This is a genomic window from Gottfriedia acidiceleris, assembly GCF_050457485.1.
GTDB classification, from domain to species: Bacteria; Bacillota; Bacilli; order Bacillales; family Bacillaceae_G; genus Gottfriedia; species Gottfriedia acidiceleris_D.
Genome location: NZ_JBCMJM010000029.1, coordinates 1 through 12,989 on the forward strand (window position 1 = coordinate 1; position 12,989 = coordinate 12,989).

The 12,989-nt window shown below is 31.6% G+C and carries 14 protein-coding genes; 11 read left to right on the forward strand and 3 right to left on the reverse strand.

The annotated features are described in order from the left end of the window. Positions 1 to 158 precede the first annotated feature (158 nt). On the reverse strand, positions 159 to 1,415 hold the full coding sequence (gene ylbJ, locus ABEY15_RS22805; RefSeq protein ID WP_429892300.1) for a sporulation integral membrane protein YlbJ: 1,257 nt from the start codon (positions 1,413 to 1,415) through the stop codon (positions 159 to 161). 140 nt (positions 1,416 to 1,555) lie between these two features. Here ylbJ and ABEY15_RS22810 point away from each other — a divergent pair, with 140 nt between their 5' ends. Beyond that, positions 1,556 to 2,362 carry a patatin-like phospholipase family protein gene (locus tag ABEY15_RS22810; RefSeq protein ID WP_429892301.1) on the forward strand — a complete coding sequence of 269 codons (807 nt, stop codon included), beginning with the start codon at positions 1,556 to 1,558 and terminating at the stop codon, positions 2,360 to 2,362. Continuing rightward, positions 2,337 to 3,362, forward strand: a complete 1,026-nt coding sequence (locus ABEY15_RS22815; RefSeq protein WP_429892302.1) for a SepM family pheromone-processing serine protease — start codon at positions 2,337 to 2,339, stop codon at positions 3,360 to 3,362. The genes ABEY15_RS22810 and ABEY15_RS22815 overlap by 26 nt, the downstream gene beginning before the upstream one ends. 95 nt (positions 3,363 to 3,457) lie before the next feature. Here the strand turns inward: ABEY15_RS22815 and ABEY15_RS22820 are convergent, their stop codons facing one another. Continuing rightward, on the reverse strand, positions 3,458 to 4,729 hold the full coding sequence (locus tag ABEY15_RS22820; RefSeq protein WP_429892341.1) for a nucleotidyltransferase: 1,272 nt from the start codon (positions 4,727 to 4,729) through the stop codon (positions 3,458 to 3,460). 762 nt (positions 4,730 to 5,491) lie between these two features. Between ABEY15_RS22820 and ABEY15_RS22825 the strand changes: the two genes are divergently transcribed. From ABEY15_RS22825 to ABEY15_RS22840, 4 genes are all read left to right on the forward strand, one after another. Next, positions 5,492 to 6,007, forward strand: coding sequence for a YceD family protein (locus tag ABEY15_RS22825; RefSeq protein ID WP_429892303.1), 516 nt, complete (start codon positions 5,492 to 5,494; stop codon positions 6,005 to 6,007). Positions 6,008 to 6,062: 55 nt separating this feature from the next. Next, positions 6,063 to 6,236 (forward strand): 50S ribosomal protein L32, encoded by a 174-nt coding sequence (gene rpmF, locus ABEY15_RS22830; protein WP_025672195.1) that lies wholly within the window; start codon positions 6,063 to 6,065, stop codon positions 6,234 to 6,236. A 174-nt stretch (positions 6,237 to 6,410) separates the two neighbouring features. Continuing rightward, positions 6,411 to 7,178 (forward strand): enoyl-CoA hydratase/isomerase family protein, encoded by a 768-nt coding sequence (locus ABEY15_RS22835; RefSeq protein ID WP_429892304.1) that lies wholly within the window; start codon positions 6,411 to 6,413, stop codon positions 7,176 to 7,178. A gap of 76 nt (positions 7,179 to 7,254) precedes the next feature. Continuing rightward, positions 7,255 to 7,836, forward strand: a complete 582-nt coding sequence (locus tag ABEY15_RS22840; protein WP_429892305.1) for an RsfA family transcriptional regulator — start codon at positions 7,255 to 7,257, stop codon at positions 7,834 to 7,836. 47 nt (positions 7,837 to 7,883) lie between these two features. Here the strand turns inward: ABEY15_RS22840 and ABEY15_RS22845 are convergent, their stop codons facing one another. Then, complete coding sequence (locus tag ABEY15_RS22845; RefSeq protein ID WP_248266466.1) at positions 7,884 to 8,297, reverse strand: GNAT family N-acetyltransferase; 414 nt, start codon at positions 8,295 to 8,297, stop codon at positions 7,884 to 7,886. A 147-nt stretch (positions 8,298 to 8,444) separates the two neighbouring features. On the opposite strand from ABEY15_RS22845, the gene ABEY15_RS22850 reads away from it, so the two are divergent. The 5 genes from ABEY15_RS22850 (at position 8,445) to rsmH (ending at position 12,977) form a co-directional block, all read left to right on the forward strand. Continuing rightward, a complete protein-coding gene (locus tag ABEY15_RS22850; RefSeq protein WP_429892306.1) occupies positions 8,445 to 9,332 on the forward strand; it encodes a 2-dehydropantoate 2-reductase in 888 nt (295 codons plus the stop codon). A 6-nt stretch (positions 9,333 to 9,338) separates the two neighbouring features. Continuing rightward, positions 9,339 to 9,731, forward strand: a complete 393-nt coding sequence (locus ABEY15_RS22855) for a DUF3397 family protein (RefSeq protein WP_056471117.1) — start codon at positions 9,339 to 9,341, stop codon at positions 9,729 to 9,731. Positions 9,732 to 9,757: 26 nt separating this feature from the next. Then, on the forward strand, positions 9,758 to 11,386 hold the full coding sequence (gene bshC / locus ABEY15_RS22860) for a bacillithiol biosynthesis cysteine-adding enzyme BshC (protein ID WP_429892307.1): 1,629 nt from the start codon (positions 9,758 to 9,760) through the stop codon (positions 11,384 to 11,386). A gap of 196 nt (positions 11,387 to 11,582) precedes the next feature. Next, positions 11,583 to 12,014 carry a division/cell wall cluster transcriptional repressor MraZ gene (gene mraZ, locus ABEY15_RS22865; RefSeq protein ID WP_025672272.1) on the forward strand — a complete coding sequence of 144 codons (432 nt, stop codon included), beginning with the start codon at positions 11,583 to 11,585 and terminating at the stop codon, positions 12,012 to 12,014. Between the two features lie 30 nt (positions 12,015 to 12,044). Beyond that, complete coding sequence (gene rsmH, locus ABEY15_RS22870; RefSeq protein WP_429892308.1) at positions 12,045 to 12,977, forward strand: 16S rRNA (cytosine(1402)-N(4))-methyltransferase RsmH; 933 nt, start codon at positions 12,045 to 12,047, stop codon at positions 12,975 to 12,977. Positions 12,978 to 12,989: the final 12 nt, after the last annotated feature.

The following is a 12,989-nucleotide window of genomic DNA, read 5'->3' on the forward strand; positions in this document are numbered from 1 at the left end:
TCTCGCCCCATGGAAAGCGAGCAGACTGTAGTGGAAATCAACCACACTAAACTCCTTTTGCGAAAATTTGGTAATATTTTTGACGAGTTTGTTTTTCAATAGCGTTAGAAACCTCAAGTCTAATTTGAACTGAGGTTTCTTTTTTTATATAAAAAGGTTTAAGCAGATAACTTTTTAATATACAGTTTATAAATCAAGATGATTACATAAATGTAAAGAGAAATTAATGTTATAAATGAACCTGTTGAAATCAATGATTCGAGGTTTAACTGTTTCTCTGTAAAAATCTTAATAACAGGTAACGCATTTTTAGTAGCATTAGAAGTTAACTGATTAAGATATAGTGGCTTCCAAAAGATAATTGACAATATAGGTGCAATTCCAGATTGTAATAAACGACCAATTAAATAAGGTTTCATACTTAATTTCACTTCAGAAATAATACTTGCTACTTGGGCTTGTATTGAAAAACCACCAAATCCTAAAATAAAGCTTGTTAAAGCCACTTGTTGCAATAATGTACTCTTGCCTAATTCACTGACTAATTTAGATCCTAAAGTAATCTCAAATAATCCAGATAAGAAAGGCGTAGATAAATTGTGATTAATCTTTAAATTTGAAAAGCAATATGCAATTATTTTTCCAACATTAGATATAAATCCAATTTCAATTAAAAGCATATTAAGAACAGAAAAAACGATAATAAATCCACCAATCATTAATAATGTCTGTACGGAAGAAGCTATTGCGTCCCCTAATATTTTTCCAATCGGTCTTCTTTCACTTAATCTTTTTTCATGCATAACTTTAAAAGCGTATTTAAAGCGGTTAGAATGGATTCTTTCTTTACGAGAGTAGTTAGGTTGGTTTCTTCCATAAAACCTCATAATGAGGCCTACAATAGCGTTAGATAAATAATGACTGAGTGCAAGTACGAGCCCGATTTTTGGGTTATGAAAAAAGCCAACAGATATTGCAACAAAAATAAACAACGGATTAGATGAATTTGTAAATGAATTTAGTCGTTCGGCTTCTAATTTTGTTAATTCCCCATCTTTATATAATTTTGCAGAAAGTTTTGCACCTGAAGGAAACCCTGATGCCATCCCCATAGCCCAAACGAATGCCCCAACACCCGGAACTCTAAATAAAGGTCTCATAATCGGCTCTAAAAATACACCAATAAATTGAACAATTCCAAAGCAAATTAGAAGTTCACTTAAAATGAAAAAAGGAAGGAGCGAAGGAAATACGATTCCCCACCACATATTTAACCCTCTAATTGACCCTTTAAATGCTACCTCTGGATGCAAAATAATTGTTGAAGTCAGAAATATGAGTAATAAAAAAATTAGTAAGGTAATGAAGTAATTTTTTTTCACATATAAACCTCCAAAGATAAACTTAAAAACCATATAGATTTTTGTCTAATTGTAGTAATACCAATGAGTAGGAAATAAGATAGTAATATATGTATAAAAAAAACTTGTACAATTAAATATACGTTGCTGGAATTCAATTTTAGACCAAAGAGTTTAATTGGAGGGGAAACAACTTGGAACCGAAAATTGGTATAGCATTAGGTTCAGGAGGTGCACGAGGATTTGCACATGTTGGTGTAATTTCCGTTTTAAAAAAGCATAATATTCCTATAGATCTGATTGCAGGCAGTAGTATCGGTGCTTTAGTTGCTGTTTTATACGGTGCTGGTGCGGATGTAGATCGTCTATATAAAATTGCAAAAGTATTTCAATCTAAATACTATATTGACTATGTTGTTCCAAAAATGGGTTTGATTTCTGGGAACAGAGTGAAAGAATTGATAAAAGTACTATCATTTGGTAGAAAGCTTGAAGAATTAGATTTGCCAGTGTCGGTAATCGCTACAGATTTATTAACAGGAGAAAAAATTGTATTTCAAAAAGGAGATATTGCTACTGCAGTCCGTGGGAGTATTTCAATACCGGGAATTTTTGTACCAGAAAATTGGAATGGAAGACTTTTAGTTGATGGTGGAGTCATCGATCGTATCCCCGTTTCAGTTGTAAAGGAGATGGGGGCGGATTTTATTATTGGAGTAGATGCTTCACCGATTCAAGTTAGTGGTGAAGTTTCGACGATCTATGATGTGATTATGCAAAGTATTGAAATAATGCAGCACGAGCTCGTTAGAAATAGAGAATTTGCTTCGAATGTTATGATAAGACCTAAATTAGACCATGTTAATTCTAGAAACTTTACTGACCTTGAAAATGTCATAAAAATAGGTGAAGAAGCTACAGAAAAATTAATACCAGAGATTCTTGAAAAGATTGAGCAATGGAAGGAGAAAAATGGTGATAAAAAGGATCAGAATTCTTAATGTACTATTAGTACTTGGTATTACGCTAATTCTTTTATATTTCATTCCATTACCATACTATGTTACAAAACCAGGCTTAGCCGAGCCTTTAAGGCCATATGTAAGAGTTGAAGGTGCAAAAAAAGATAAAGGTGAATTTATGCTAACGACCATAGCAATGGGGAAGGCAAATGTCTATTCATATATCAGTACGAAAATTAATGACAATTACCATTTATACAAGATAGATGAAATAAAAGTAAAAGGTGAAAGTGATGAAGATTATCAATTCCGCCAATTAAGGTATATGGAGGAGTCAAAGCAAGCTGCAATTTTAAACGCATATAAGCAGGCTAAAAAATCTTATAAAGTGACGGAAAACGGAATAGTAGTTGTATCTGTTTTAAAGGATATGCCAGCCCATAACGTATTAATGCTAGGTGACATTATCACTAAAATCGACGGGAAAGAAATTCGTACGATTAATGATTTTACCAATACTGTAAAAAGCAGAAAACCTGGTACAAATTTTAATCTAGAAGTAAGTAGAAAAGGAAAAATTAAATACTTTAATATTAAAACTAAAGCTTTTAAAGACGAACCGAATCGTGCTGGAATTGGTGTTTCTATAGCAGAAAATTTAAATCTAACTACAAATCCAAAAGTTAAAATAAATTCAGAAGAGATCGGTGGACCTTCAGCGGGACTGATGTTTGCTCTAGAAATTTATGATCAATTAAAAGACGAAAGTCTAGCAAAAGGTCATGAAATAGCTGGAACTGGAACAATTGATAAAAACGGAGTCGTTGGTCCGATAGGTGGTATATCTCAAAAAATAATTGCAGCTTCGGATTCGGGGGCAGAGATTTTCTTTGCACCAAATGAGAACGGTAAAAAGAATTCTAATTATAATGAAGCTATAAAAAGTGCGAAAAAACATGACTTGAAAATGAAAATAATACCAATTGATACATATGACCAAGCAATCAATTATCTTGAAAAGTTAAAGACAAAAAAATAATGATTAGAATAAGTGCATGATAAAAAATGGCAGGATATAAGGGGGATCTCCCTAAACCTGCCATTTTTGAGTTTATATTATTTAGTTGAAACAACTTAAGATCTACTAAATTGATTACTTTTTTCATCATAAATAATTGGATACAGTGAATATTCGGTTTTTATTAATTTTTGTTGGTTTTTTAATGAAAGCATCGAAGCATAAGTATGGGTTGCTTTCAAATCAGTACTTAGTTCTTTTTGATTTTGTTGATTAATGGTCGTGTAAATTGGTAATTCAATTAATTTTTTTTTGCTATTTAAATAAGTTTTTCCCATTGAACTCATACCAAGTAAACGAATATAAGGAACTCGATCTTTCTCTAATATTGCTGCCATTTCCTTTTTCGATGTATTTGTTAACATATGTGTTAACAATCTTTGAATTCGAGTCCAAGTATATCTCTTTGTTTTTATTGAGGTCATTAACTCTTCAAAATTAAGACAGTTTAATACAGAATGTAATACTCTTCTTTCTAAACCTTCGACAGCTTCGTATATTCCTTCAAGTTCTTCTTTAGTTGAAGTCATTAATTTATATTTCAAAAATGGTAAATATTCATTCCAAGAATGAAGAGCACCATACTCGTTTATGTAATCTTCAATCGAATTTTTAGTAAAGCTTGGAACAAAGTCAGAAATCGATTGATTGTCACCTTTTAGAATTTTTCTAATTGCTGTAGCGCTAGCGATGCTATGATGATTGGTTTCTTCATCATGATAATTTGCAGCTATTCGCTGAATTGTTCTTCCTTCCATTCGACTATTAAAGTGTTCAATAGCTTCTAAATAATGTATTCCTAAAATATTATTTGGAAGTGAAACATCTAGTTTTGATGATTCAAGATTTTTTTGTAAAGCAGTGCTATATGCAGCTGGATAACTTAGTCCTTCATCAAGAAAAGTACGTATACTTGTATTGATTGAAGAAGTAAGCTGCTTCTTTTGTTTGATTAACTCGTAAAATGTCTCAATTTTACCCTCTTCACTTCCAAAACAAACATAATCACATTTTAAAGAATCAAGAATTGAAATAGCTCCCTTGGCAAAGATGCTAGCGTGTTGAGTCGAATAGCTATAAGGTAATTCAATAACAAGATTTGCACCTGCTTGTAAAGCCAACTTTGTTCGTACATGCTTTGGAACGACTGCTGGCTCGCCTCTTTGTAAAAATTGACCACTCATTACCGCAATAACAACATCAGCATTAGTATTTTTTTTAGAACTAGTTAAGTGAAAAACATGTCCATTATGTAATGGGTTATACTCTACTACTACACCAACCGAACGCAGAGAAATGCACCTCCAATATTTACTAATTTCACGAATTTATACATTAAGAATACCAGTTTTGAGAAATAATTCGCAACCTAGTGTGAATTGTATTGAATTTTATTGTGGAAAATAATATATTAGATAGGTTACATATAAGAAGCAAGGTCAAGGATTTAAGGGGAAAGCTAGTAACCAAGTCTAAAACTTTTAGTGAATTTTTCGTCTTATGCTTGTCGGAGCTTAGTCAATGAAGTAGAAATGATGTCTAGCTTCCGGCTCCTAACTCCTCGAGTCATAAGCCAATTTTCATCTAAGATTAAAGAGCAAATCTTAGCTAAAAACCTTTTTATGCTTGTCGGGAATTCAGTCAAAGAAGTAGAAAAGATGTCTAGCTCCGGCTCCTAGCTCCTCGAGGTCATAAGCCAATTTTCGTCTAAGATTAAAGTTCAAATCTTAGCCAAAAATCGTCTTATGCTTGTCGGGAATTCAGTCAAAGAAGTATTTATGATGTCTAGTTCCATAAGCTAGCTCTTTTATGTTGAAAGCCAAAATTTTTAAAGTTAAATATTTATAGTGGAAAAAAGTAAATTTTTAACTAAGAAAGATATATGTTCGATGTCTAGCTCCAGGCGTTTGCCCCTCGAGGTCATAAGCCAATTTTCGTCTAAGATTAAACTGCAAATCTTAGACGAAAATCGTCTTATGCTTGTCGGGGCAGAGCGAACGCCTTCCGCTTTTCTAACTGTAAAGAAAAAATATTGACAAGTGATTATAAAGAATATATAATTTTCATTGTTGCCTTGAGGTGGTTTATTTATGAAATGGTCAGTGCACCAGTTGCAGAAATTAAGACATAAAGGTTTAAATTTAGATGAGACAATTGATGTAAGTCAAATAAAGGAACGTAATTCTGATATTCGAGAGGTTTCTCCAATTCGAGTTACTGGACGAGTTGATTTTGGAACGAACCGTTATACGTTTCATTTAACAATAACTGGATATTTAATTTTACCTTGTGTAAGAACATTAGTTGATGTAAAATATCCTTTGTCGATTACCACAACAGAAACATTTTTTACAACATCTGAATGGAAAAGTGAAGATGAGAATTTTCACATCCTAGAGGGTGACGTGTTAGACTTAACCCCAGTGATTGAGGAATGTATCTTAGCTGAGATTCCAATGCAGATTTATGCAGAGGATGTTGAGGGGAAAGAAACAGCTCCAATGTCAGGAACAGATTGGGAAGTTAGGGAACATGTCGAAGTAGAGCAAAAAATTGACCCTCGACTTGCTGGTTTAGCAAAATTTTTTGACAAACAAGATAATTGAGAAGTACCGGATAACCGGCTTCATAACAAACACTCACTTTAAGGAGGTGGGATCAATGGCAGTACCTGCAAGAAGAACGTCCAAAACTGTAAAAAGAAAGCGTCGTACGCATTTTAAATTAGCGGTACCTGGAATGGTTGAATGCCCAAACTGTAGTGAATTAACATTAGCACACCGCGTATGTAAATCATGCGGACACTACAAAGGAAAACAAGTACTTAGCAAATAAGCTAGTCTTTGAATGAGCACATAGGAAACTATGTGCTTTTCCTTTTGCCTTTAAACGTAGTTTGTCCATGATTGATTCCTCTAAAATCATGCTTCCTCTTACCTCTGCCCATATCAATTTCTGTATAGTATAATAAAAACTAATAGGAAACTAGGTAAAGAGAGAGGGATTCCAATGTCTGAAGTAATTACTTATCAAAGAGATGAAATAGATTATATATTTTTAAATAGGCCTAATTACGGGAATTGCATTGATGAAAATACTGTAGAAAAACTTTCTGAAATTATCCGAGAAATCCGAATGAAATCCCAAAGTAAACTAGTTGTATTAACTGGGGAAGGTATGAAATATTTTTGTACCGGTGGAGATTTAAACACAATTCTAAAGTTTAAAAATAATTTAAATGGATTGGAATCTTTTAATCTAAAAATGTGTGATGTAATCTATCAAATAGCTATGTTACCTCAAATTACAATCTGTTTTATTAATGGTTATGCTTTAGGTGGCGGCTGCGAGCTGGCAAGTGCATTCGATTTTAGATACGCGAGTCACAATGCAAAAATAGGATTTATTCAAGGAAGAATGGGAATTCCAACCTCATGGGGTGGAGGTACCGTACTTCAAGAAAAAATGAGTCATCAAGATTGGATTACATTACTATCATCCTCAAATATTTACACCGCATTTCAAGCTAAGAAGATCGGCTTTATACATGAACTATCAAAAGATTTAACAAATTTACATAATGAAAGCTTTATTAGTTTAGCTAGAAGTATTCCAGCACAAATTCATCATCAAAATAAAAAAATACTTATTCGCAAATGGACCGAGCAAAATCTTAAGAGAAGAATGGAAGAAGAAGTTATTTCTGCTATGCCACTTTGGTTTTCAGAGGAACATATAAAAAATATCGAACAATTTACAAAAAAATTGGAAAAGTAATCTTCTACCTTCATTTTTTTGTGCATATGAATTAGTAAAATCTGCTTATTGCATAAGAAATTGGAGGGGATTGCAAATGGTTGCAAATCGCCAGGATGCATGGACGAAAGATGAAGATAACTACTTAGCTGAAGTAGTTTTAAAAACGATAAATGAAGGTTCAACTCAATTAATGGCATTTAAAGTTGTAGCAAAGAACTTATCAAGGACAGCTGCTGCATGCGGTTACCGATGGAATTCTTTTGTTAGAAAGTTCTACAAAGAAGAGATTGAAAAAGCAAAAAATAGTAGTAAAAAACAAACTGCTCCCTCAAATGAAGTAGAACCAACGCACAATTCGGAAATAATTACGAACGAGATTCACGAAGAGGCTACATCAGAAAAAGGCCATTCCGAAATAACATTTGAGTCAGTATATAAATTCCTTGAATATTTGAGATTAAAAGTTGATGCAAGTGGACGAATTAAAGATATACAATCTTTAGAAAAAAAGCTATTAAAATATAAACAAGAAAATGAACAATTGAAAATTGAAAAGCAACAATTAGTTGAAAAACTAAATGAGCTCCAAAGTGAATATGAACATTTATTTGATTTTTTAGATCAAAAACGAAAAATAGTAAATGTTAGTTCTAAAAATGACACGAAGGTAAAATAAAATAAAAAAACTCAACATCTCCAAAAGGGGTGTTGAGTTTTTTGTCTTTATTTATTTTCAGGTTTCCAAATGACAAACTCAGAATCTGCTTCAATGAAACCTTGTTTTTTCCAAAATTCATTTGAATTTGCTCTTGGTATCGTTTTAATTGTTTTCTTAAAGGATTTAGCAAAATTTACTAATTCTTTTCCGTACCCATTCTTTTGATAATAAGGTAGAACTTCCATTTTATTAATTTCAATTATTTCTTCATTATTTTCACTATGTGTATATAAACTCATTCGGGCAATAAGTGCCTTGCCTAAGTAAATACCATAGAAAGGAGATTGAAACTCGTTATCAATTAAATTTGATTCAAGATCTTCAAGCATTGATAGCTCTTGTAAACCGTAACCGGAAAATTGCTGAAATTGTTCAAGTGTTTTAAAATTTATTTGTAAACGTTCTATCTTGATGTTCAAAAAAGCTCCCCCTTAAAAAGAATGTAAATTTTTAATATTTTAAATATAATTATATCGTACAATTAAATTTAAAAAAAGATAGATTCGGTGTAAATTTATTATCACAAAGATAATAATGGAAAAATAATTTTTCGATTGGAGAAATCAATGAAAATAGGCATAATTGGTGGTGGTGCCGTCGGTCTTCTTACAGCATCGTATTTGTATCAAAATAAACATAATGTTACATTGTTTACGAGAACAGAAGAACAGGCAAATCTTATAAATAACTTAGGTGTTATACTTTCAGTAGATGAAAAAACGAAACAAATGTGTATAACATCAAATAAATTATTACCAAAAATAAACACGTTCGATCTATTAATTGTTTGTGTTAAGCAATATCATTTAAATCAAATTGTTAACACGTTAAATCAATATGAGGGTGAGAATATATTATTTCTTCAAAATGGAATGTCTCATATTGAAATCGTTAAAAATTTACCCATTCCAAATTGCTTTATAGGTATAGTTGAACACGGTGCATTAAAAACTTCTCCGAATGAAATCACACATACTGGTAAAGGTATAATTCGAATTGGACAAATAAAAGGGAAAATAGATGCTTTAAATCGCTTATCAAGTTTACATACAGCCGAGTTTCCAATCAAAAGCCAAGATGATTGGGAGTATATAATGAAACAAAAGTGTTTAATAAATTGTGTTATTAACCCTTTAACGTCTATATTGAACGTTCGAAATGGTGAATTAATCACTAATGAGTATTTTAAACCAATTTGTAAATTATTATTTAATGAGGTTGCAACCATCCTAGATTTAAATAACCAAAAAGAGTGGGATAAATTAGTAGAAATTTGTGAGAAAACGAAAGAAAACTACTCATCAATGAATCGAGATTTATTTCACGGTAGACAAACAGAAATTGAAAGTATGCTAGGATTTGTTAAAAAATTGGCAATTAATAAAAAAATAAATGTACCGACAATTGAACTTGTGTACAATAGTATAAAAGGACTTGAGAAGAAAAAGGGGTAATTCTTTTTGGAAAAATTTTTCATTTTCTTTATTTCACTATTAATTGAATTTCCGATTTTTTCAACAATATTTATCTATATGTTTTTGAAATTATTTTTTAAAAATAACAAGCGTAAACTTTTGCTTTTTACGTTAGATTTATCTACAATTCTATATATTAGTTCATTTTATTTTGTATTAAATATGATTTTTCCAACTGCAACAGGTTGGATATTAATTAATTTATTATTGGTTATCTTATTTATTAGTATTATTCTTCAATGGAAAGCAAAAAGAGATATTCGGTTTACTAAGCTACTAAAAGGTTTTTGGAGAATGTCATGTATTCTGTTTATTATTCTTCACTGTATTACCGTGTTGGCTGGTTTAGTATTAAAAATAACTGAGTATAATGCTTAACTGAAGAGCGAGAGAGGAAGTTCGTAATGCAAATTAGTAAAGTCCATTTAGACGGGCAAAATAAATTGCTGAATGATTTTGTAAATGGAAATGAAGTAATTTCTTCTTTCTTTGGTGAAAATCCATTAGTAAAGGAAGAAATGGAATATAGAATTAAAAATGTAATGGAGCGTTCTTATAATCGCACAGGATTAGTTAATGCACTAGAGAAGTTTCATTATAAGCATAATGCAAGTAATGAATCATTAGAAAATGTGAAAAAATTACTTAATAAAGATTCATTTGTTGTAATTGGTGGACAACAAGCTGGCTTATTAACTGGCCCATTGTATTCTATACATAAAATTATTTCAATTATTCAATTGGCTAAGAAATATGAAAAGGATTATGGTCTAACAGTTGTCCCAGTATTTTGGATTGCTGGTGAAGATCATGATATTGATGAAATTAACCATATTCATACAATTGAGAACAATACAGTAAAAAAACAAACCTTTTATCAAAAAACGACTTATTCCCATGCTGCTTCTAGAACAGAATTAGATCAACAGGAAATGAAAAAGTGGATTGATAAAATCGTTAAAACTTTTGATGAAACGAATTATTCGAATGATTTACTTGAAGAACTATATTCGATGATTGAGCAATCTACTACTTACGTAGATTTTTTTGCGAAAATTATTTTTAAATTGTTCAAAAAAGAGGGACTTGTCTTAATTGACGCTGACGATCCAAATGTCCGTGAGTTGGAATCAGCTTTATTTAATGAAATGATTCAAAAGCAAGAGAACGTAAGAGGGATTTTAAAGGATACGAAAAGCAGATTAATAAAATCTGGGTACCACGAAACACTTCAAATTTCTGAACAGAGCATTCATCTTTTTTACCATAGTAATGAAGGTAGACAGTTACTTGAAGTATCTGAAAATGAAGATGTTTTTCAAACAAAAAATAAGAATTATCAATTCTCTAAACTTGAGTTGATCAAAATCGCTAATGAACAGCCAGCCTTATTAAGTAATAATGTCGTTACTAGACCAATTATGCAGGAGTATTTGTTTCCTACATTAGCATTTGTTGGTGGCCCTGGTGAAATTGCTTATTGGGCTGAGTTAAAGGACATTTTTAATCTATTTAACCTTCAAATGCCACCTGTGTTTTTAAGACATATGTTTACTATTTTTGAAAGAAATATTGTATCAGCATTAGAAGATTTTTCATTAGATATTAATGATGTACTGAAAACATCTTTAGAAGAGAAGAAAGCCGAATGGATTAAAGATCAAGTAAAACTAGACTATAAAGAAGTGTTTAGTCATGCTAAAAAATCTTTAGAAGAATTGCATAAACCTCTTCAAGATGTAACGAAAAAAGTAACGCCTAACTTAAAGGATTTTTCTATAAAGAATTATGTAAAGATAGAAGAACAAATTCTACTTTTAGAACGGAAAATAGAAGAATCAATTTTAAAGCAAAATGAAGAGCAAATTGAAAAGTGGAATCGAATCATATGTTCAATTTCTCCTAATGGGAAACCACAGGAGAGAACACTAAATATTCTCTACTATATTAATAAATATGGTTTTGATTTTGTTCATGAGCTGTGTGATTTAGAACTATCATGGGATTACGCTCATCAAATTGTAAAAATTTAAGATGATAATCAAATATATTGCCTTTATTAATATGAATAAGTTGAAACAATCCTTTGAAATAAGCTGAATTTTATAATAAAAATGAAATCCTGCTGCACTGTTAGCAGGATTTTTTGTTTTTTTAAAGAATTTTTTAGAAAAGGTGGTAAGAAGTGGGGGAATGTGGTAAGTTTGTGTTAGAAAGTGGGGGAATAGGATGTTTATCGGTGAATATCAACATAATATCGATGTTAAAGGACGTCTTATTATACCTTCAAAATTTCGAGACAAGCTTGGTGAAAACTTCATTGTTACAAGAGGTTTGGATCAATGCTTATTTGGCTATTCATTGGCCGAATGGAGTGTAATTGAAGATAAACTGCGCACACTACCACTAACCAAAAAAGATGCGAGAGCATTTACCCGTTTTTTCTTCTCAGGAGCTATGGAATGTGAAATGGATAAGATGGGGAGAATTAATATAACACCTAACTTACGTAGTTATGCAAAATTAGAAAAAGAATGTGTAGTAGTTGGTGTTACAAATCGTATTGAGATTTGGGATTTATCAACTTGGAATACATATATGAATGAATCAGAAGAGTCATTTGGTGAGTTGGCAGAAAACTTAATCGGATTTGACTTGTAAAAATTAACAAATTGAAAGTAGTGAAACATCATGTTTGAACATATTACGGTTTTATTAAAAGAAACTGTGGATTCTTTAGATATAAATGAAGATGGCATTTATGTAGATTGTACACTTGGCGGTGGAGGTCATAGTGAATACTTACTATCTCAACTTTCATCAAATGGTAGATTAATCGCTTTTGACCAAGATGAAACAGCAATTAGACATGCAAAAGAGCGATTGAATAAATATGAAAATCAATTAACAATTGTAAAAAGTAATTTTAAACATATAAAAGAAGAACTTCATAATTTAGGCATCTATGAAGTAGATGGAATCTTATTTGACTTAGGTGTTTCTTCGCCGCAATTAGACGTTGCTGAACGTGGATTTAGTTTTCATCAAGACGCACCACTTGATATGCGTATGAATCAAGAACAAACATTATCAGCATATGAAGTTGTAAATGACTGGCCGTATGAGCAGCTTGTGAAAATATTTTTCCGATATGGAGAAGAGAAATTCTCTAAGCAAGTTGCAAGAAGGATAGAAGAATTAAGAGCTAAGAAACCGATTGAAACAACTTTTGAGTTAGTCGAAATCATTAAAGATGCAATACCTGCACCGGCAAGAAGAACAGGTGGACATCCTGCTAAAAGAATCTTTCAAGCAATTCGTATAGCTGTAAATGATGAACTAGGTGTATTTGAAGAAGCTCTAAAGGATGCAATTACACTAATTAAACCAAAAGGAAGAATAAGTGTCATAACATTCCATTCGTTAGAGGATCGCATTTGTAAAACGATTTTTAAAGAAGCTAGTTCACTTCCGCCGTTACCACCAGGTTTACCAATTATTCCAGATGAGTTTAAGCCGAAGTTAAAATTAGTAACAAGAAAGCCACTTTTACCAACAGATGAAGAAGTCGAATTTAATAAGCGAGCAAGATCTGCAAAGTTAAGGGTTGCAGAAAAATTATAAGGAGGGAATATA

Excerpts from the sequence above, each read along its gene's own strand:
- rpmF (WP_025672195.1), top strand. The coding sequence starts at position 6,063 with ATGGCAGTACCTGCAAGAAGAACGTCCAAAACTGTAAAAAGAAAGCGT.
- bshC (WP_429892307.1), top strand. The coding sequence starts at position 9,758 with ATGCAAATTAGTAAAGTCCATTTAGACGGGCAAAATAAATTGCTGAAT.
- ylbJ (WP_429892300.1), bottom strand. The coding sequence starts at position 1,415 with ATGGTTTTTAAGTTTATCTTTGGAGGTTTATATGTGAAAAAAAATTAC.
- ABEY15_RS22835 (WP_429892304.1), top strand. The coding sequence starts at position 6,411 with ATGTCTGAAGTAATTACTTATCAAAGAGATGAAATAGATTATATATTT.
- ABEY15_RS22840 (WP_429892305.1), top strand. The coding sequence starts at position 7,255 with ATGGTTGCAAATCGCCAGGATGCATGGACGAAAGATGAAGATAACTAC.
- ABEY15_RS22825 (WP_429892303.1), top strand. The coding sequence starts at position 5,492 with ATGAAATGGTCAGTGCACCAGTTGCAGAAATTAAGACATAAAGGTTTA.
- rsmH (WP_429892308.1), top strand. The coding sequence starts at position 12,045 with ATGTTTGAACATATTACGGTTTTATTAAAAGAAACTGTGGATTCTTTA.
- ABEY15_RS22850 (WP_429892306.1), top strand. The coding sequence starts at position 8,445 with ATGAAAATAGGCATAATTGGTGGTGGTGCCGTCGGTCTTCTTACAGCA.
- mraZ (WP_025672272.1), top strand. The coding sequence starts at position 11,583 with ATGTTTATCGGTGAATATCAACATAATATCGATGTTAAAGGACGTCTT.